The sequence below is a fragment of the Tardiphaga sp. vice304 genome (assembly GCF_007018905.1).
Classification (GTDB): Bacteria; Pseudomonadota; Alphaproteobacteria; order Rhizobiales; family Xanthobacteraceae; genus Tardiphaga.
Map to the genome: position 1 here is coordinate 4312907 of NZ_CP041402.1, position 17667 is coordinate 4330573.

The 17667-nt window shown below is 64.8% G+C and carries 19 protein-coding genes; 2 read left to right on the forward strand and 17 right to left on the reverse strand.

Going from position 1 to position 17667, the window contains the following annotated elements; all coding sequences use genetic code 11:
* Position 1: 1 nt before the first annotated feature.
* From soxX to FNL56_RS20575, 15 genes are all read right to left on the reverse strand, one after another.
* Complete coding sequence (gene soxX, locus FNL56_RS20505) at positions 2-436, reverse strand: sulfur oxidation c-type cytochrome SoxX (protein WP_210245535.1); 435 nt, start codon at positions 434-436, stop codon at positions 2-4.
* Positions 437-449: 13 nt separating this feature from the next.
* Positions 450-1721 (reverse strand): NAD(P)/FAD-dependent oxidoreductase, encoded by a 1272-nt coding sequence (locus FNL56_RS20510; protein WP_143574796.1) that lies wholly within the window; start codon positions 1719-1721, stop codon positions 450-452.
* A gap of 9 nt (positions 1722-1730) precedes the next feature.
* Positions 1731-2021, reverse strand: coding sequence for a c-type cytochrome (locus tag FNL56_RS20515; protein ID WP_143574797.1), 291 nt, complete (start codon positions 2019-2021; stop codon positions 1731-1733).
* On the reverse strand, positions 2018-4195 hold the full coding sequence (locus tag FNL56_RS20520; RefSeq protein ID WP_143574798.1) for a xanthine dehydrogenase family protein molybdopterin-binding subunit: 2178 nt from the start codon (positions 4193-4195) through the stop codon (positions 2018-2020). Before FNL56_RS20520 ends, FNL56_RS20515 begins: the two co-directional genes overlap by 4 nt.
* A gap of 11 nt (positions 4196-4206) precedes the next feature.
* On the reverse strand, positions 4207-4656 hold the full coding sequence (locus FNL56_RS20525; protein WP_143574799.1) for a (2Fe-2S)-binding protein: 450 nt from the start codon (positions 4654-4656) through the stop codon (positions 4207-4209).
* 147 nt (positions 4657-4803) lie between these two features.
* Entirely contained in the window at positions 4804-5268 is a 465-nt protein-coding gene (locus FNL56_RS20530; protein ID WP_143574800.1) for a RidA family protein, read from the reverse strand.
* Between the two features lie 57 nt (positions 5269-5325).
* Positions 5326-7677 (reverse strand): xanthine dehydrogenase family protein molybdopterin-binding subunit, encoded by a 2352-nt coding sequence (locus tag FNL56_RS20535; protein ID WP_143578229.1) that lies wholly within the window; start codon positions 7675-7677, stop codon positions 5326-5328.
* Positions 7677-8198 (reverse strand): (2Fe-2S)-binding protein, encoded by a 522-nt coding sequence (locus FNL56_RS20540; RefSeq protein WP_143574802.1) that lies wholly within the window; start codon positions 8196-8198, stop codon positions 7677-7679. The genes FNL56_RS20535 and FNL56_RS20540 overlap by 1 nt, the downstream gene beginning before the upstream one ends.
* Positions 8195-8731: an amino acid synthesis family protein gene (locus tag FNL56_RS20545; protein WP_143578230.1), complete on the reverse strand. Its 537-nt coding sequence runs from the start codon at positions 8729-8731 to the stop codon at positions 8195-8197. The genes FNL56_RS20540 and FNL56_RS20545 overlap by 4 nt, the downstream gene beginning before the upstream one ends.
* A complete protein-coding gene (locus tag FNL56_RS20550; RefSeq protein WP_143574804.1) occupies positions 8732-9709 on the reverse strand; it encodes an amidohydrolase family protein in 978 nt (325 codons plus the stop codon).
* A 2-nt stretch (positions 9710-9711) separates the two neighbouring features.
* Positions 9712-10416 (reverse strand): ABC transporter ATP-binding protein, encoded by a 705-nt coding sequence (locus tag FNL56_RS20555; protein WP_143574805.1) that lies wholly within the window; start codon positions 10414-10416, stop codon positions 9712-9714.
* The gene (locus FNL56_RS20560) at positions 10409-11137 is read right to left on the reverse strand and encodes an ABC transporter ATP-binding protein (protein WP_143574806.1); all 729 of its coding nucleotides are present in this window, start codon (positions 11135-11137) and stop codon (positions 10409-10411) included. Before FNL56_RS20560 ends, FNL56_RS20555 begins: the two co-directional genes overlap by 8 nt.
* Entirely contained in the window at positions 11134-12147 is a 1014-nt protein-coding gene (locus tag FNL56_RS20565) for a branched-chain amino acid ABC transporter permease (RefSeq protein ID WP_143582312.1), read from the reverse strand. Before FNL56_RS20565 ends, FNL56_RS20560 begins: the two co-directional genes overlap by 4 nt.
* Positions 12148-12151: 4 nt before the next feature.
* Positions 12152-13036: a branched-chain amino acid ABC transporter permease gene (locus tag FNL56_RS20570; RefSeq protein ID WP_168202986.1), complete on the reverse strand. Its 885-nt coding sequence runs from the start codon at positions 13034-13036 to the stop codon at positions 12152-12154.
* 49 nt (positions 13037-13085) lie between these two features.
* A complete protein-coding gene (locus tag FNL56_RS20575; protein WP_143574809.1) occupies positions 13086-14354 on the reverse strand; it encodes an ABC transporter substrate-binding protein in 1269 nt (422 codons plus the stop codon).
* Positions 14355-14481: 127 nt separating this feature from the next.
* Between FNL56_RS20575 and FNL56_RS20580 the strand changes: the two genes are divergently transcribed.
* Together FNL56_RS20580 and FNL56_RS20585 are read left to right on the forward strand one after the other, a co-directional pair.
* Entirely contained in the window at positions 14482-15396 is a 915-nt protein-coding gene (locus FNL56_RS20580) for a LysR family transcriptional regulator (RefSeq protein ID WP_143574810.1), read from the forward strand.
* 62 nt (positions 15397-15458) lie between these two features.
* Positions 15459-16451: an alpha/beta hydrolase gene (locus FNL56_RS20585; RefSeq protein ID WP_168202987.1), complete on the forward strand. Its 993-nt coding sequence runs from the start codon at positions 15459-15461 to the stop codon at positions 16449-16451.
* 33 nt (positions 16452-16484) lie between these two features.
* On the opposite strand, the gene FNL56_RS20590 is transcribed toward FNL56_RS20585, so the two are convergent.
* Together FNL56_RS20590 and FNL56_RS20595 are read right to left on the reverse strand one after the other, a co-directional pair.
* Complete coding sequence (locus tag FNL56_RS20590; protein ID WP_143574812.1) at positions 16485-16679, reverse strand: hypothetical protein; 195 nt, start codon at positions 16677-16679, stop codon at positions 16485-16487.
* A 10-nt stretch (positions 16680-16689) separates the two neighbouring features.
* Positions 16690-17655: a tripartite tricarboxylate transporter substrate-binding protein gene (locus FNL56_RS20595; RefSeq protein ID WP_168202988.1), complete on the reverse strand. Its 966-nt coding sequence runs from the start codon at positions 17653-17655 to the stop codon at positions 16690-16692.
* Between the last annotated feature and the right edge of the window lie 12 nt (positions 17656-17667).

Genomic DNA, 17667 nt, shown 5'->3' on the forward strand with positions numbered 1-17667 from the left:
CTCATGGTTCGCGCAACGTCGCGAGATAGGCGACCACGTCCTCGACCTGCTCCGCGGACAGGATCGGCTTGCCGCGCCAGGCCTCGCCGACCCGGTGCAGCCCGTCGATCCTATAGTAAGACGGCATGATCGTCGCCGCATTGAGGCGGGCCGCGTCGACCACGCGCAGCCGCAACTGTCCTTCGGTCCAGCGAGCCCCCGTCCCGGCCAGGCTCGGCGCCAGGTCGCCCTGGAACCGCTGCTCGGCGAACGGGCCGCTGTGACACAAGAGGCAGGTGAACTGCCGGTTGACGACAATGGCGCGCCCGCGCGCCGGATCGCCGGTCGTGCCGGTCAACGACGCCACGATCGCATCATCGACCACGGCATAAGGCCGCAATTCGTCGGCACGCGCAGCAGCCGGCATGGCAACCATCGCCGCAGCCAGCAACACCATCTCGATCCGGCGCTTATCCAAAGGCTTCCGCCGTGATCGTCTGATACCAGCGCCGGGCATAGGTCGCCTCGCGGGCGCGGAAGTCGCGCGGCACCTCCAGCGGACTGACGCCGCCGGCGCCTTCGACGTCGGTGAGCAGGCCGTTCTTCGGCTGGTATACGCCGGCAATCGAGATGCCATAGTCCGGCGCAACCAGACTGTAACAGGTATTGATCAGCTTCGGCACCGTCGGCGCCTCGCCGGCGAGCAGCGCCACGACGGCGGCCGCGCATGCCTTAGCCTGAGCGTTGGCAGTGAAGGCCGATTTCGGCATGCCGCCGCCGATGCAGGCATCGCCGATGACATGGATGTTCGGCACCAGCTTGGACTCGAAGCTGACGGGATCGATCGGGCACCAGCCGGACCGGTCAGCGACGCCCGCGATCTCGGCGATACGTCCGGCACGCTGCGGCGGAATGACGTTGGCGACCTGCACGGTGTGCCGGGCGAACTCGGTGACCAGCGTGTTGGCCGCCGGCTCGACGGACGTCACCTTGCCACCCTGCGACAGCCCGACCCATTCGATGATGCCGGGATACAGCTCCTGCCACGCATTCTGGAACAGGCGCTGCTTGGAAAACGCGTCCTTGGCGTCGAGGATGATCAGCTTAGAGCGCGGCTTCGTTGTCTTGAGATAGTTTGCGATCAGGCTGGCGCGCTCGTAAGGCCCCGGCGGGCAGCGATACGGATTGGCGGGGACCGAGATCGCGACGACGCCGCCATCGTCCATCGACTCCAGTTGGCGCTTCAGCAGCAGCGTCTGCTCGCCGGCTTTCCACGCATGCGGCATGCGCGCGCTGGCGGCTTCGTCAAAGCTCGGCAGCGCGTCGAAGCGCAGTTCAATGCCCGGCGACACCACCAGGCGGTCATAGGCGAGCGTGGTGCCGTCAGCGAGACCGACGCTGCGCGCCTGCGCGTCGATTTTTGTCGCCGCCTGGATGATAACCTTGATGTCATCAGCCGCCACCCTGTCGTAGCCGAACTGCTGGGCCTGCATCGGACGGTCGCCGGCGATGACTTCATTGCTGAACGGACAGGCGGTGAAGGTGCGGTTCGCCTCCACCAGCGTGACCTGCAGTGCAGGATTGATCTGGCGCAGCGCCCGCGCGCAACTGGCGCCGCCGAAGCCACCGCCGATCACCACGACCCGCGGCGACGCCTGCGCGATGGCCGGCATCGACAGCGCCAGCGACGCGGCAGCCGCACTGCCAAGAAACTGCCGCCGGGATGTGTGTGTGCGATTCATAAAGTCGCGCTACTTCTGGGTTGCCAGCCACGCCGCGATGGCCTGCAGCTCGTCGTCCGAAAACCCCTTGGCAATGCGGTTCATCACCGTCGCCGGCTTTGAGCCTTCCTTGAACGATTTCAAGGCCGCAAGCATCTCGGCGGGGTCGCGGCCGAAAATGCCGGGGATCGCAGATGAGGCGTCCTCATGCCGCGCATGGCATCCCGAACACGACGCCGCGCCGGGCGGTGGCGAGGCCGCTTGCGCGGGACCAGCCACCGCCAGACACGTCGCCAGCCACCCGACCGACATCAGCTTCATGCGAAGATGATGTCGTGGTTCTTCAGCGGCACCGTTCGGATGCGTTTGCCGGTGGCGGCAAAGAAGGCGTTGAGCACCGCCGGCGCCGCGACGCAGATCGTCGGTTCGCCGACGCCGCCCCAGAACCCGCCCGACGGCAGCAGAATGGACTCCACCTTCGGCATTTCCTTCATGGTCATGGATTGGTAGGTGTCGAAATTCTCCTGCTCGATGCGGCCGCCCTTGACGGTGCACTCGCCGTAGAACAGCGCCGACAGCCCGTAGACGAACGACCCCGCGATCTGGCGGTCGATCTGCCATGGATTGACCGCGTGGCCGGGATCGGTGGCGGCGACGATGCGGTGGATCTTGATCTTGTTGCCGTCGATGACAGAGATCTCGGCCGCCGCGGCCACGTAGCTGCCGAAGCCCATGTGCTGGCAGAGGCCGCGGAACACGCCCTGCGGCGCCGGGGTGGTCCAGCCGATCTTCTCGGCCACCGCATTCAACACCGCGAGATGCTTGGGATGTTTCGACATCAGCTTGCGTCGGAACTCGAGCGGATCCTGCTTCACCGACAGCGCGAGTTCATCCATGAAGCATTCGAGATAGATCGCATTCTGGTTGACGTTGACGCCGCGCCAGAAGCCCGGCGGGACGTGCGGGTTGCGCATCGAGTGATCGACCAGCAGGTTCGGAATCGTGTAGCCGATCGCCGCCTCGCCGCTAGCGTTGAGCCCCTGAAAGGCGACGGGGTCCATGCCGTTCTGCATGCCGTCCGGGCGGACGCTGGCGAGGATCGACTGGCCGGAAATCCGCATATGCAGGCCGACCAGATTGTTGTCGGCGTCGAACGCACCGACCAGCTTGCTTTGCGTGGTTGGATGGTAGCGGCCGTGCAGCATGTCCTCTTCGCGCGACCACATCAGCTTGACCGGCGTGCCGGGCATCTGCTTGGCAATGTCAACGGCCTGCCGGACATAGTCGGTCATGCCGCGGCGACCGAAGCCGCCGCCCGGCATGATCTTGTAGACCTCACACTTGTCGCTCGGCAGGCCGGACGCCTCGACGACGGCGGCAAACACCGCCTCGCCGTTCTGGGTGCCGGTCCATACTTCGCATCTGTCCGCGGTATAGAGCGCGGTCGCGTTCATCGGCTCCATCGTGGCGTGATTCTGGTAGGGATACGCGTAGGTCGCCTCCACCACTTTCGCCGCCCCCGCGATGGCCGCCCGGGCGTCGCCGACCTTGTGGCCGGCAAAGGCCGGCTGCGCGAGATCGAGACCCTCGGCCAGCCATTTCGCGATCGAGGCGCTGGACACCTTGGCATTGTCGCCTTCGTCCCACACGACCGGCAGGGCGGCCAGCGCGGTCTTGGCGTGCCACCAGGTGTCGGCCACGACGGCGACGGCACTGCCGCCGACGCGCACGACCTTCTTGACGCCCTTCATGCCGACGATCTTGGATTCGTCATAACTCTTCAGCTTGCCGCCGAACACGGGGCAATCCACGATCGCGGCATTGAGCATCCCCGGCATGGTAATGTCGGCGCCGTAGATCATCTTGCCGTTGGTTTTCTCGACCGTATCGAGCCGCTTCAGCGGCTTGCCGGCGATGGTCCAGTCCTTCGGATCCTTCAATTTCACGTCGGCCGGCGGCTGCAACTTGCCGGCGGCTTCCGCGACCTGACCGTAGGTCAAGCTGCGCCCGGACGGCGTGTGGGTGATGACGCCTTTGGCGGTCGTGCATTCCCCGGCGGGCGCGGCCCACGTGTTGGCGGCGGCCTGTACCAGCATCAGCCTTGCTGCGGCGCCGCCCTTGCGGACATAGTCATGCGACGAACGAACGCCTCGGCTGCCGCCGGTGGAGAAATCGCCCCAGACGCGCTTGCGGGCGACGCTCTGGCCGGGGGTGGGATATTCCGTCGTCACCTTCGACCAGTCGCATTCGAGTTCCTCGGCGACCAGCTGCGCCAGGCCCGTCAGCGTGCCCTGCCCCATCTCGGAACGGGCGATGCGCACGACCACGGTATCGTCGGGACGGATCACCACCCAGGCATTGACCTCGGGCGAGCCGTCAGCGGCGTGAACGAGTTTCGGTCCGAAGGGCAGATCGAAACCGATGGCCAGGCCGCCGCCTGCGGCAGCGGCGCCGAGCACGAACGAACGGCGGTTCAAGGCGGGAGACTGCTTCATGATCGCCTCCCTCACGCGCCGGCCGCGGAATGAATGGCTTCCCGCACCTGCTGGAACGTGCCGCAGCGGCAGATATTGGTCACCGCGAGGTCGATATCCTCGTCGGTCGGCTGCGGGATCGTCTCGAGCAGCGCCGCCACGGCCATGATCATGCCGCTCTGGCAATAGCCGCACTGCGGGACATCGTGGTCGATCCAGGCCTGCTGCACCTTATGCATCACGCCGTTGGCCGCCAGACCTTCGATCGTCGTGATCTTTTTGCCGACTGCTTCGCTGAGCGGCAGACTGCAGGAGCGCACCTGCTGTCCGTCGACATGAACCGTGCAGGCGCCGCATAGTGCAATGCCGCATCCATATTTGGTTCCGGTGAGCCCGACGTTCTCCCGGATCGCCCACAACAGCGGCATATCCGGCTCGGCATCGACTTCGTAGGTCTTCCCGTTGATCAGGAGGTTTGCCATCGCAGTTCCCTTGGACAGTGGCGCCTATCGCCGTTCGCCTAAGTTTTATCTGTAACCAGACCAAGTCCAAATCAATTATGTGTTGGAACTGACGACAGGTCGTCCAATGCGCGTATTTCGAGCGTCACTGCGCGTCACCGATCTTTTTCACTTTGCAGCGGGAAACGCGGCAATCATGTCGAGTTCGATCCGGGCGCCGGGCGTCGACAACTGATTGATGCAGATCGTGGTGCTGGCGGGCGTCCAGGTGCCGAAATATTCTTTCAACACCGCGACCATGCCGTCCTGGTCGCGGACGTCGGTCAGGTACTTCGTCACCTTGACGATGTCGGTCCAGGTCAGGCCTTCGTGGTCGAGGATCGTCTTGATGGTCTCCATCGCCCGCCTTGTCTGGTCCTCGATCCGGTTGGGGTGGTCGTGTTCGCTGATGTCGTGCGGATGCTTGTGGTACAGCGGGGACGGCGTCGCGCCGGATATGAACAACAGCCCGCAGGGGCTTTCGACCCGGATCGCTGGCGCATAGGGCATGTCCGGTCGCCGTTCCGGGATGGTCTGGATTTCCTTGATGTTCGGATTGGTCGGCGAGGACTGAAACGCTGGCTTGCTGGTCATCGAGAACTCCGGCACGGTTTGGAAGCTGAAGGAAGTTTGCGCTCGCGCGCGATGATGTCAAATGGTGGCGCCCGCCATGTGGCCGGCGGGCATTGCCGCCCTGATCAACTGGCGCAGCCGCGCCGGCGAGACCGGGTGCTCGTTGACGCGAATGCCGAATGGCGCAAGCGCATTCTCGATCGCGGCGATGATGCAGGCCGCCGCAGGGATGGTGCCGCCCTCGCCCGCGCCCTTGACCCCGATCGGGTTCAGCGGCGACGGCGACTGGATGTGGATGATTTCGATCCGCGGCACTTCCGGCGCCGTCGGCAGCAGATAGTCGGCATAGGTCGTCGTGACCGGCTGACCGGCCTCGTCATAGATCATGCGCTCGAACAGCGCGTTGCCGATGCCGTGGACGACGCCGCCGCGCACCTGGCCGTCGACCAGCATCGGATTAATCAGCAGACCGCAATCATGCCCCACCACATAGCGGGTGATCTCGACCCGGCCGGTGTCGATAGCGACTTCCACTTCGGAGAGATGCGTCCCGTTGGCAAAGGTGTTCTTGCGCGCTTCATAATAGGCCGTGGCCGAAAGGCCCGGCTCGACCCCGGGCACGATCGGGATGCCGCTCATGCCGTTCAGGCGCGAGGCAATCTGGCTGAGCGGCACATGCAGTCCGGCGGCGCCGACCACCCGTACCGCGCCGTCCTCCAGCACCAGATCGGCTTCGGAAGCTTCGAGCATCTCGCTCGCCACCTTCAGCGCCTTGGCGCGCACGGCAACGGCGGCCTGATGCACCGAAGATCCCGCGGTCACCGCGGTGCGGCTGGCAATGGCGCCGATGCCCAGCGGAAACTTCGCGGTGTCCGCGGCTTCGACGACGATATCCTCGAGGCGCACGCCGAGAATGTCGGCGCAGATCTGCGCAAAGATCGTGGCGTGCCCCTGTCCCTGGCTCGCCGCGCCGGTGAAGATGACGACCTTGCCGCTCGGCTCGACGCGAATGGTCGCGCCTTCGAACGGCGCCAGCCCGGTATCCTCGGTGTAGCTCGCAATGCCGCGGCCGAGATAGCGACCCTTGGCCAGCGCCGCCGCCTGCCGTTCGGCGAAATCGCCGCCGGCACGGTCCAGCACGGCCTCCAGGCATGCATGATAATCGCCGCTGTCATAGGTGATCGGCGAACCGTCGCGCGCGTTCATGCCGGTGAGGTAGGGGAACTGGTCCTTGCGCACGAAGCTGCGCCGCCGCACCTCGGCGGGATCGAGCGACAATTCGCGCGCCACGCGATCGGCCAGCCGTTCCAGCACGAAGCAGGTGGTGGGACGGCCTGCGCCACGCACCGGCGTGTTGGGCACCAGATTGGTGAACACGATATCGATCCTGATATCCACCGCCTGCAGCGCATAGGGGCCTGGAAACGCTGCCAGCGACGTCACCGCCGCGCCGAGGCCGTAGGGAACGTAGCCGCCATTGTCGTGCAGGCAGCGGCCGCGAACGGCCAGCAGGCGCCCGTCGGCATCGGCCGCGACCTCGAGTGCCCAAGCCTGGTCGCGCTGCTGCGCGGTGGCCACGAAATGCTCGCTGCGATCCTCGACCCATTTGACCGGGCGCTGCAGCTTCAACGCCGCCAGCGGCAGCACGATTTCCTCAGGGTAGAACACACCCTTGGGGCCGAAGCCGCCGCCGACGTCCGGCGCGATCACGCGCACCGTGCGCTCCTCGCGGCCGAGATGATCCGCGATCAGACGCCGCACCATGTGCGGCATCTGGGTCGACGTCCATACCGTCAGACCGTCGCCCATCGGGTCCGGCATCGCCACGACGCCGCGGCATTCCATCGAGTGGCAGCCGCCGCGGTGCACCTCGAAAGTTTCCGAGAACACATGCGGCGCACTCGCAAAAACCTTTTCGACGTCGCCGAAACGGCCATGCAGCGAGGCCACCGCATTGTCCGGCGATTCCGCATGAACGCGCGGCGCGCCGGCATCGAGCGCCCGGCGCCAGTCGACGACGGCGTCGAGCACCTCGTAATCGACCTCGACCAGCGCCGCGGCATCCTCGGCGATCGCGCGGCTCTCGGCGATCACCACGGCGATCGGCACGCCGACGTGGCAGACTTCGCGATCGGCGAGTGGCTGGTAGTTCAGGGGCTGCCGGACATTGCCGACAGGAACCGTATGCGGCAGCCGTTTGCTGGCAAGCTCTCCGAGATCCGCCGCGGTGTAGACGGCGATGACACCGGGCAGTTGTCGCGCCGCCGCGGGATCGACGCTGACGATGCGCGCATGCGCATGGGCAGCGCGCACGAAGGCGGCATGCAGCACGCCGGTGATGGCGAGATCGTCGAGATAGCGACCCTGCCCGGTGATCAGCCTGGGATCCTCGACCCGACGCACGCCGGATCCGAAGTAGCGCACGCCCATCAGACGTTTCCCCGCAGCGCGCGAGCGGCATCCAGCGCGGCATCGACGATAGTCTCGTAGCCCGTACAGCGGCACAGATTGCCGGAGATCGCGTCGCGGATCGCGGCCTCGTCGGCATCCGGGATGTCCGCGAGCACGGCCTTGATCGTCATCATCATGCCGGGCGTGCAGAAGCCGCACTGCAGGCCGTGGCGGTCCCAGAACGCCTGCTGGATCGGATGCAGCGTGCCGTCGGGCGCAGCCAATCCTTCGATGGTCACGATAGTGGCGCCATGGGCCTGCCCCGCGAACATCAGGCAGGAGCGAACCGGCGCGCCGTTGACGATCACCGTGCAGGCACCGCATATGCCGTGTTCGCAGCCGATATGGGTGCCGGTCAGCTTCAGGTCATGGCGGAGCAGATCGCCGAGATGGCGTCGCGGCTCGACGTCAGCTTCGAACAGCCGGCCGTTGACGGTGAGCCGAACACGCTCCAGAGCGGGGCAATCATCGCCATCGTTCTGCGCCGGCTGCGAGGTCATGACGGCTTCTTCACCCGCGCGCGGGGCCGCCCGCCGTCAGCCAGCGCCACGATGACGAGGATCTCGTCCGGCCGCGGCGCATTGGCCACCATGACGCTCAACGTATCGAACTGGTCGAAAACCCAGACGTCGTCCTTGTCGCCGAGCGGCACATCGATGGTCGCGCCGACCGCGCCGATCTTGACGTTGGATGGTATGATCGCCTGCCCGCCACCGATCGCCGCCCGCATCGGCTTGCCCATCCGCGGATGCAGTATCGCGGCGGCATGCTCAAGATCGCCGGAGGTGCCGACGATCGCGGCCTTTCCGTAGGAGATCGCCGGCCGCGGCAGAACTGTCAGCGCCTCGCGCACCAGGAGCTCGCCGAGATCGGCGCCGAAGCCGATCAGTTCTTCGAGGTCGTCCTGGGCGCGGCCAGCGAGCGGATTGGCAATCACGGCGCAGGCGGCGACGCGCGTCACCGGCGCGTACGCAGCCTGTCCGCCTTCGAAATAGATCACGTCCTTGATCGTGGTGAGCCTTCGGATTTCCATTCAAGCCTCCAGCATGCGGTCGAAGTTGCGGCGCAGGATCAGCTCGACCTGATCGGCCGGCAAGGCATTTTTGACGAAGTTGACGGGATCCGGTTCGCCCAGCGGAAACGGCGCGTCGCTGCCGAGCATCAGATGCTCGACCGGCACCACGTCGGCGACATAGCGCAGGATTGCTGGCTCAAAGCAGATGGTGTCGAAATACAACCGGCGCAGATAGTCGCCCACCGGCATGGTCAGCGTGCTCGACAACGCCGGATTGGTGTCGACCTCGCGCTGCATCCGCGCCCGCAGCACCGGACTGAATGCGCCGGCATGGGCGCAGACCAGCTTCAGCGTCGGCCAGCGGTCGAGAAAGCCGGAGCAGATCATCTTCAGGATGTTGATGGTGTTGTCGAACAGATAGCCGGCGACAATGGTCAGTTCGTATTCGCGGGTGCGGTCCTTGCCTAGCGGATCGGCGGGATGCACGAACAGCGGCACGTTGAGATCTACTGCAGCCTGGAAGATCGGCTCGAAGCGTTCATCGTGCAGATAGACGCCGCGCACGTTGGACGCGATGTGGCCGCCGACAAAGCCGTGATCGCGCACGCAACGGCGCAATTCCGTTGCTGCAGCCTGCGGGTCCTGCATCGGCAGCAACGCCCAGCCACCGAACCGGGTCCGGTCCGGGGCGATGGCCGATGCCAGCGAATCGTTGAACACCCGCGCCGCCTCGGTCGCGACTTTGGCGTCGAGGTAATAGTCGATGAACGGCGTCGCCAGCGACAGGATGGTCCGCTCCACGCCGTCGCGCTGCATCCGCTCGCGCTGCTTGTCCATCTCGAAAAACGTCGTGTTAAGCCCGAAATGCATGCCGCGGATATCGAGATCAACGAGATCGCCCTCCCGCCGCTTGATCCGGATCGCGAATTCGTCGCGAGCCTGCGCGAAGCGAAAGAATTCGTCCGGGACGAAATGGCAGTGAATGTCGGTGATCATCGTCAGAGTCCCAGGTAAGCCGTCTTCAACCGTTCGTCATTGAGCAGCGCGCTGCCCTTGCCTTCCATGACGATGCGGCCATTCTCCAAGACGTAGGCGCGGTCGGCGGTGTGCAGCACGTGGTGCACGTTCTGCTCGACGATCATCACCGTCAGGCCCTTGGCGCGCAGGTCGATGATGAGGTCGAACAGCAATTTCACGTAAATCGGTGCGAGCCCTTCCGTCGGCTCGTCGAGCAGCAGCACGCGCGGCTTCGCCATCAAAGCGCGGCCGATCGCCAGCATCTGCTGCTCGCCGCCGCTCATCGAGCCCGCAACCTGCTTGCGTCGCTCCGCGAGCACCGGCAGCAAGGTAAACACCTCGTCGAGCGTCTGCCGCGCCACCGCGCGCGCTTCCGCCGCATAGGCGCCGATCTCGAGATTTTCCAGCACCGTCATGAACGGGAACAGCCGACGCCGCTCCGGCACCAGCACCAGTCCCCTGGCTGGTCGTTCGAACGCCGGCAGGCCCTCCATGGCGATGCCTTCGAGCAGGACTTCGCCCTGATAGGTGGTGCGCAGCCCCGCCAGCGTGAACATCAGCGTGCTCTTGCCGGCCGCGTTGGCGCCGACCAAACCGACGATCTCGCCCGCGCCAACCGTGAGATTGACATCGTGCAGCACCTGAACGGCGCCGTAGGAGGCGTTGAGATTGCGAACTTCAAGCAAGGATCATCTCCTCACCGAGATAGGCCTTCACGACCGCGGGATCGCGCGCCATCACCGCCGGCGTGCCCTCCGCAATCTGCTTGCCGCGGTTGATCACCACCATGCGCGTCGCCGTCTTCATGATGGCGTAAAGGACGTGCTCGACCCAGATCACGGTGATGCCCCGCGCCGGCAACTCGGCCACGAATTTGGTCATCGCGCCGACTTCCGTGGGCGTCAGACCGGCCATGATCTCGTCGAACAGCACCAGCTTCGGCCGCATCGCCAGCGCGCGGGCGACCTCGAGACGCTTGAGCAGGCCGACCGTCAGCGCGCTTGCCGGCGATCCGGCATAATCGGCCAAGCCGACATCCGCCAAGGTCGCCTCCGCGAGCTTGCGGGAGCCCGCGATCGATTTTTCGCGCAGGAAGGCGCTGAGCATGACATTCTCGATCACCGACAATTGCCGGTACGGCTTCGGTATCTGGAAAGTGCGGGCAACGCCGAGCCGCGCCATGTCGTGCGCTTTCCAGCCGGTCACCGGCCTGCCCTCGAACAGTATCTGTCCGGAGGAAGGCGGCAGTACGCCGGCGATCAGATTGAACAGCGTACTCTTGCCGGCGCCGTTCGGCCCGATCAGGCCGAGCAGTTCGCCGGGCTCGACCGCGAACGAAACGTCGTTGACCGCCAGCGTCGTGCGGAACGAGCGGCTGACATGACGCACTTCCAGCAGCGCGCTCATGGCGTCGGCCTCCGGCGCTTGAATTTGTTGAGCGCGCCGGCCAGACCTGCTGGGAAATACAGCATCACGATGATCAGGCCAAAACTGTAGATGACGAGATGCAGGCCGGCGGCGGCATTGCCGAGATAGGAGCGCAGCAATTCGGAGAGCGGCGTGATCAGAAAGGAGCCGAGCACCGGGCCGATCGCGGTGCCGAGGCCGCCGACGGCCGGTAGCAGCGCGAACTGAAAGGAGAGCTCGGGCGAGATCACATAGGTCGGATCGAGATAGAGGAAATATTGCGCGAACAGCGATCCGCCGATGCCGGTCAGCGCCGCGCTCAACGCCATCGCCAGCCCTCGGCCGAGCAGCGGGTTGACGCCGGCGGCGCTCGCCGCATCCTCGTTGTCGCGGATCGCAAACAGATAGTATCCGTAGCGCGATGCCTCGAGGCCCTTGGTGATCGCATAGACGAAGACCAGATAGCCGAGCATCAGCGCGGCGTAGGTCTCCTTCGAGGCGAACACCATTCCGCTCAGGCTGGACATCGGCGGGATCGACAGGCCCTCGGGTCCGCCGGTGAGCGAGGCCCAGTTCAGGGCAATGATGCGAACGACCTCAGCGAAGGCCAGCGTCGACAGGATGAAGAACGGGCCACGCAGCCGGGCGCAGATCAGCGCCAGCACCGCACCGAACAGCGCGGCGATCACGGCCCCGGCCCAGATCCCGATCCATGGCGAGATGCCATAGCGCGTCAGCAGGATGGTCGACGTATAGGCGCCGACGCCGAAGAACGCCGAATGGCCGAATGAGATCAGGCCGGCATAGCCGCCGGCGATATTCCACGCCAGCGCCAGCCCTGCGAACAGGAAGCTGAGCAGGATCACGTCGCGCAGGCTTGGAGCGATGCCCGACACGACAAGCGCCAGCGAGATCGCCAGCAGCGCCAGCTCGAACCAGGAGATGCGACCGCGCTCCGGCAAAACCGGGATGCGGCGTTCTGAAACGGTGGTGGTGACGATGCTCGACATGGCCCTACTCGTTCATGCCGACGGTCGCAGCACCCTGCTGACCAAGGAGGCCGTTCGGCCGGAAAATCATCACCAGCAGGAACAGCACGAAGAAGAACAGCTGTCCGAACGCCGGCGCGATGTAATAGCTGCTCAGCGATTGCATGACGCCGACGCAGATGCCGCCGAACAGCGCGCCCTCGATGCTGCCCATGCCGCCGAGCACCACGATGACGAAGGCGATCAGCACGAAGTTCAGCCCGACCGAGGGGAACACCGAGAACAGCGGCAGCATGACGCAGGCCGCGAGGCCGACCAGCGCCGAGCCGCCGGCAAAGGTGATCAGGAAGATGCGCGGCACCGGGATGCCCATCAGCATCGCGGCCTCGCCGTCCTGCACCGTGGCGCGGATCGCCTTGCCGAGATAGGTCTTCTTGATCATCCACTGCAGGGCGACGGTGCACAGGATGGTGATCAGGAAGCCGAGCAGCAGCTCGACCTTGAGGTAGATCGGGCCGATGGTCAGCGAGCGGCCAAAGATCGGGGGAATGTCGCGCAGATCAGCGGTCATCGCCATCAGCGCGGCGTTCTGCAGGAAGATCGACAGCGCCATGGTGGCAAACACCACCACCAGATGCGGCTTGTCGAGTGCGGGGCTGACCACCAGCCGGTAAACGATGGCCCCGAACAGGAACATTGCCGGCACGATGGCGATCGCCGCGACATACGGGTTGAGCCCGAACAGCTGCGAGATCGCCCAGGCGCCGTACATCGCGATCATCAGGAATTCGCCATGCGCGAAGTTGACGATGCGCAGCACGCCGAAGATCAGGGTCAGGCCGATGCTCATCAGCGCATAGACGCTGCCGATCAGCACACCGGACAAGACAAGCTGGATGAAGGTGCTCATGGCATTGACCGAGCGGCCGCGCGAGGGTCGGGTCCCCGCGCGAACCGGTTCAGCGGTTGCTCCACTTCGGCAATGGCACCATGGCGGCTTCGCTGGTGGCGAGGCTCGGCGGATAGACCTCTTCGTTGCCGGCCTTGGTCCACTGCCAGACGCCAATCGATGCGCGCAGGTTCTGTCCCGCGTCCTTCGGATCGTCGGCCCAATCGAAATTGGTGAACTTGATGCCGCTGCCGTTGACCAATGATCCTTCCGGCAGGTCGAGCTTGAGCGCGATCTCGCGCAGCTCGTCGGGCTGGAAGGTCTTGGCCTTCGGCAGCACCTCGGTAAACAAGGCCCAGATCGCCGAGAACCCAGCCGCGGCATGGCCGGCGGGCGCGCGCTTCAGCTTGGCCTCGTAGCGCTTGTAGAACTCCTCGGCGACTTTCTTAACCTCGGGCTTCAGCACGTTGGCATTCACCTTCGGCGGAAAGTCGGCGACGAAAATGCCGACCACGGAATCGCCGATCGAGTCGCGCAGGTCCGGCGACGAATAGCCGGCACTAACGCCGACAAAGGCGTTGACGTTGAAGTCGAGCTCCTTGGCCTTGCGCTGGAACAGGATGGCGTCGTTGGGGAACGAGATCGCGATCAGGATGTCGGGCGTGACGTCCTTCAGTTTCTGCACGATCGGGGTCATGTCGGTCGCAGTCTGGTCATAGCCTTCGTCGTAAGCGAGCTTGATGCCCTTGGTCTGCGAATAGGCGCGGATGCCGTCGCCGACCGATTTGCCGAACGCCCGGTTCTCCCACAGCAGCGCAATTTTCAAGTCGGTTACCGGCTTTTTCAAGCGCTTGGCGAGATCGTCGAACACGAAGTCGACCGCAGCCTGGCCGTATTTGCGCGCGGGGGCGCCTACCTGGAAAGTGTATTTGAAGCCACGGCGGGTGATGATCTCGGCTGCGCCCGTCGTCTCCCAGTGAAATGCCCCGTTGCGCTCCGCCGCCTGACTGACGGCAATCGCGATCGGCGACGCGAACGAGCCGGTCGTGATCTTGATGCCCTCCTTGGTGATCAGCCGCTCGGTCTCGCTGATCGCGGCGTTCGGCGTGGTGGCGTCGCCCTGCAGATACTCGATCTTGCGACCGTTGACGCCGCCGCGCTCGTTGATCATCTCGCGGGCGATCTGCATCGCTTCCCAGTTCTCAATGCCGTTCTTCGCCAGCGGCCCGGTGAAGGGCAGCAGCACGCCGATCTTGATCGGCTCCTGGGCGCCCGCCGACATCGTGGTAGCAAGCAAGAGGCTTGCAAACATCGTGCTCAAACGAAGAAGACGTCGCATTGGTTCAGCTCCGGTGCAATCGATCGGGTCCCAGCGACGCAAAGCCTAGCGGCGACATTTACATGCAGCAATCGAATTTTTTCCATACGTTCTATTCAGAAAACGTATACTGCGGCATGGAGGCGCGATGGACAGGCGAAAGATCGACTTCTTCTTTTCGGTGATCGAGCACGGCAATCTGAGCGGTGCGGCGCAGGCGCTGCGCGTGTCGCAGCCGACCCTCAGCCGACAGATCCAGGCGATCGAGGAAGAATTCCAGACGCCGCTGTTCGTACGCGGCGGCCGCGGCATGATGCTGACCGAGGCCGGAAAGCAGCTACATGAAGGCCTGCAGAGCATCGATCGCCAGCTGCGCCTGCTGAAAAGCGACGTGGCGGCCGTGACACTGGAGCCTTCCGGCGAAGTGGCGTTCGGCATTCCGCCCTCGCCGCGCGGGCTGATCGCCGTGCCGCTGGTCGAGAAATTCAATGCGGCCTACCCGCGCATCCTGGTCCGCATCGTCGAAGAGACCAGCGGCCAGCTCCGCGACCTCGTCGCCAACGGCATGCTCGACGTGGCGATCACTAATACCAATGAACCGACGCAGGGCATTTCGTCGCAGCATCTGGGCCGCGAACGCATGCTGCTGGTCGGACCGGCCAGCGCCCGACTGTCGATGCGCAAGGAGACGCCGATTAAATCTTTGGCAGGGCTGCCGTTGATATTGACAATGCGGCCGAACAGCCTACGGCTGACCATCGAGACCGGCCTCGGACTGCATGGGCTGCAGCCCAATATCCGTTTCGAGGCCAACACGCTGCCGTTGATGACTGACCTCGTGGTTGCCGGCCTCGGCTACACCGTGCTTCCCGCCTGCGGCGTGCGCGCTTTGTTGAAGCAAGGCGGCATCTCCGCCAGTCCGATCAGCGATCTGTCGATCACATGGATGGCAGCACGGCCGAAGATGCGATCGCTTGGCGTCGCCGCCGAACGGTTTTACGATATGGTCTGCGAATTCGGCCGCAAGCAGATCCGCGACGGCGTCTGGGAGGCGACGAGCTAGATCCCTGTGCGAAGTGGCCGCGTTCTTGCTTTCCGTGTCGCAGCTTTGCAAGGAGACGTCCCGTGATCCATCCGAATGTGCCAATGCCGATCGACCGCCGTACGTTGCTGGCCGGGATTGCCGCAACCAGCGTGGTTGCCAGTGTGACATCGGCAGCGGCGCAGACAGCGACCGACGCAGCCACAAAAGTCTGGCTCGACATGGACCAGAAGGCGCTCGACGACGCCTACGACCAGCCGAAATATGCGCCGAACATCCAGCAGGTCATCAAGCGCTACGCCTCGGTCAGCGACGCCATGCGCACCAGGGTCGGCAATCCCAAGCGCGCAGCCTACGGACCGACGGAAATCCAGAAGCTCGACATCTTCTCGCCGAAGCAGGCCAAGGCGCCGATTCACATCCATATTCATGGCGGCGCCTGGCGGCAGCGGCCGGCCTCCGACTACGCCTTTCCCGGCGAAATGCTGATGCATGCGGGCGCGCACTACGTCGTGCCCGATTTTATCTCGGTCGATGAGTCGAACGGCGAACTGGCACCTATGGTCGAGCAGGTGCGTCGCGCGATCGCCTGGACGGTAAGCAATGCCGCGAGTTTCGGCGGCGATCCCACCCGCGTCTATCTGTCGGGGTTCTCGTCCGGCGCGCATCTCGCCGGCGTCGCCCTGCTGACGGACTGGCGTAAGGATTACGACTTGCCGGACGACGTCATCAAGGGCGCGGTGCTTTCCAGCGGCCTGTACGACCTCAAGGCGGTGCGCCTCTCGGCGCGGTCGAAATACGTCAAGTTTACCGACGAGGTCGAACTGGCGTTCAGCACGCAGCGGCATCTGGCGAGAATCCGGACGCCGCTGTTCCTCGCGCACGGCAGCTACGAGTCGCCCGAATTCCAGCGCCAGACCCGGGACTTTGCAGCTGCGCTGAAGGCCGCGGGCAAGCCCGTGCAATACGTCGTCAACCCGAACTTCAACCATTTCGAGATGATGGAAACGTTCGGCAATCCCTATGGGCTGCTGGGACGCGCGGTGCTTGAGCAGATGCAGTTGCGCAGCATCTGACACTGGAATGTTTCTGAAGCGCCGAACGCGGCTTTACCGTTTGCGCCACGGCACGACGGCGCGTTCGATCGCGTCGAAGCCGGCGTTCATTCCGAAGCCGATGATCGCGATGACGAACAGGCCGACATACATCGTCTCGACATCGAACAGCTCCCAGGTGATGCCGAGTCCGTCGCGTCGCCGACGGCGGCCGTCTACGCTTGCCAGAGCGGACGGCCGTCGTTCCATTCACCCGATGTCAGCGCGGCGTCGACTCGGCCGCCACGACGACCTTGCCGTAACGCTCGGCGTCGCTGCGCAGTTCGGTCTCGAAGGCCTCGGGCGTGGAGGTCGTCAGCGTGACGCCCTGGGCCGCGTACTGTTTGCCGATAGCCGGATCGGCCATCACCTCGGCAAGGTCGCGGGCGATCTGGTTCACGATCGCCTTGGGCGTTGCCGCCGCAGCCAACATGCCGAACCAGCTGTCGTAAACGAAACCCGGCAAGCCGGCTTCCGCGAAGGTCGGCACGTCGGGCAATTGCGGCAGGCGCGCGTTGCCGGTCACAGCCAGAGCGCGCAACTTGCCCGACTGGATCAGGTCGCCGCCGACGTTGAAGAAGGTGAATGCCAGGTTGGTGTCGCCGCGCATCACGCTGATCTGCGACTCCGGCAGGCCACGGTGCGGCACCAGCACCATCTTTGCGCCGGTGAGCTGCCGGAACAGTTCGGCCGCAATGCCGGTCGAACTTCCGACGCCGGCAGAACTGTAGCTCAGCGCATCCGGCTTGGCCTTGGCGGCCGCGGACAGCTCGGCAAGCGTCTTGAACGGCGCGTCGGGCGGCACGATGAGAATGGCGGGCGTCGTCGCCACCCGGCTGATGGCAGCAAAATCTTTCACCGGATCGAAGCCGAGGTTCTTGTTGACCACGCCGACCACGCTATGCCCGTTGGAGGTCAGCATGATCTGCGAACCGTCGGTCGATCCCTTGGCGACGCTGCTGACGCCGGCAATGCCCGGACGGTTCTCGACGATCACCTGCTGCTTCCATTTGGTCGAGAGCTTCTCGGCCACGGTGCGCGCCAGGATATCGGTCATGCTACCGCCGGAAAACGGCACGATGATCCGAACGAGCTGCGTCGGGTAGGTCTGCGCGCTGGCGGGGCTGCCGGCCAGCGCAGCCGTCGCGGCGAGGCTTGATCCGATGATGAACTGTCGACGATCCATTGTTTCCTCCAT

Coding starts and splice junctions, on each gene's coding strand:
- soxX (WP_210245535.1), bottom strand. CDS start 436: ATGGTGTTGCTGGCTGCGGCGATGGTTGCCATGCCGGCTGCTGCGCGT.
- FNL56_RS20510 (WP_143574796.1), bottom strand. CDS start 1,721: ATGAATCGCACACACACATCCCGGCGGCAGTTTCTTGGCAGTGCGGCT.
- FNL56_RS20515 (WP_143574797.1), bottom strand. CDS start 2,021: ATGAAGCTGATGTCGGTCGGGTGGCTGGCGACGTGTCTGGCGGTGGCT.
- FNL56_RS20520 (WP_143574798.1), bottom strand. CDS start 4,195: ATGAAGCAGTCTCCCGCCTTGAACCGCCGTTCGTTCGTGCTCGGCGCC.
- FNL56_RS20525 (WP_143574799.1), bottom strand. CDS start 4,656: ATGGCAAACCTCCTGATCAACGGGAAGACCTACGAAGTCGATGCCGAG.
- FNL56_RS20530 (WP_143574800.1), bottom strand. CDS start 5,268: ATGACCAGCAAGCCAGCGTTTCAGTCCTCGCCGACCAATCCGAACATC.
- FNL56_RS20535 (WP_143578229.1), bottom strand. CDS start 7,677: ATGGGCGTGCGCTACTTCGGATCCGGCGTGCGTCGGGTCGAGGATCCC.
- FNL56_RS20540 (WP_143574802.1), bottom strand. CDS start 8,198: ATGACCTCGCAGCCGGCGCAGAACGATGGCGATGATTGCCCCGCTCTG.
- FNL56_RS20545 (WP_143578230.1), bottom strand. CDS start 8,731: ATGGAAATCCGAAGGCTCACCACGATCAAGGACGTGATCTATTTCGAA.
- FNL56_RS20550 (WP_143574804.1), bottom strand. CDS start 9,709: ATGATCACCGACATTCACTGCCATTTCGTCCCGGACGAATTCTTTCGC.
- FNL56_RS20560 (WP_143574806.1), bottom strand. CDS start 11,137: ATGAGCGCGCTGCTGGAAGTGCGTCATGTCAGCCGCTCGTTCCGCACG.
- FNL56_RS20565 (WP_143582312.1), bottom strand. CDS start 12,147: ATGTCGAGCATCGTCACCACCACCGTTTCAGAACGCCGCATCCCGGTT.
- FNL56_RS20570 (WP_168202986.1), bottom strand. CDS start 13,036: ATGAGCACCTTCATCCAGCTTGTCTTGTCCGGTGTGCTGATCGGCAGC.
- FNL56_RS20575 (WP_143574809.1), bottom strand. CDS start 14,354: ATGCGACGTCTTCTTCGTTTGAGCACGATGTTTGCAAGCCTCTTGCTT.
- FNL56_RS20580 (WP_143574810.1), top strand. CDS start 14,482: ATGGACAGGCGAAAGATCGACTTCTTCTTTTCGGTGATCGAGCACGGC.
- FNL56_RS20590 (WP_143574812.1), bottom strand. CDS start 16,679: ATGGAACGACGGCCGTCCGCTCTGGCAAGCGTAGACGGCCGCCGTCGG.
- FNL56_RS20595 (WP_168202988.1), bottom strand. CDS start 17,655: ATGGATCGTCGACAGTTCATCATCGGATCAAGCCTCGCCGCGACGGCT.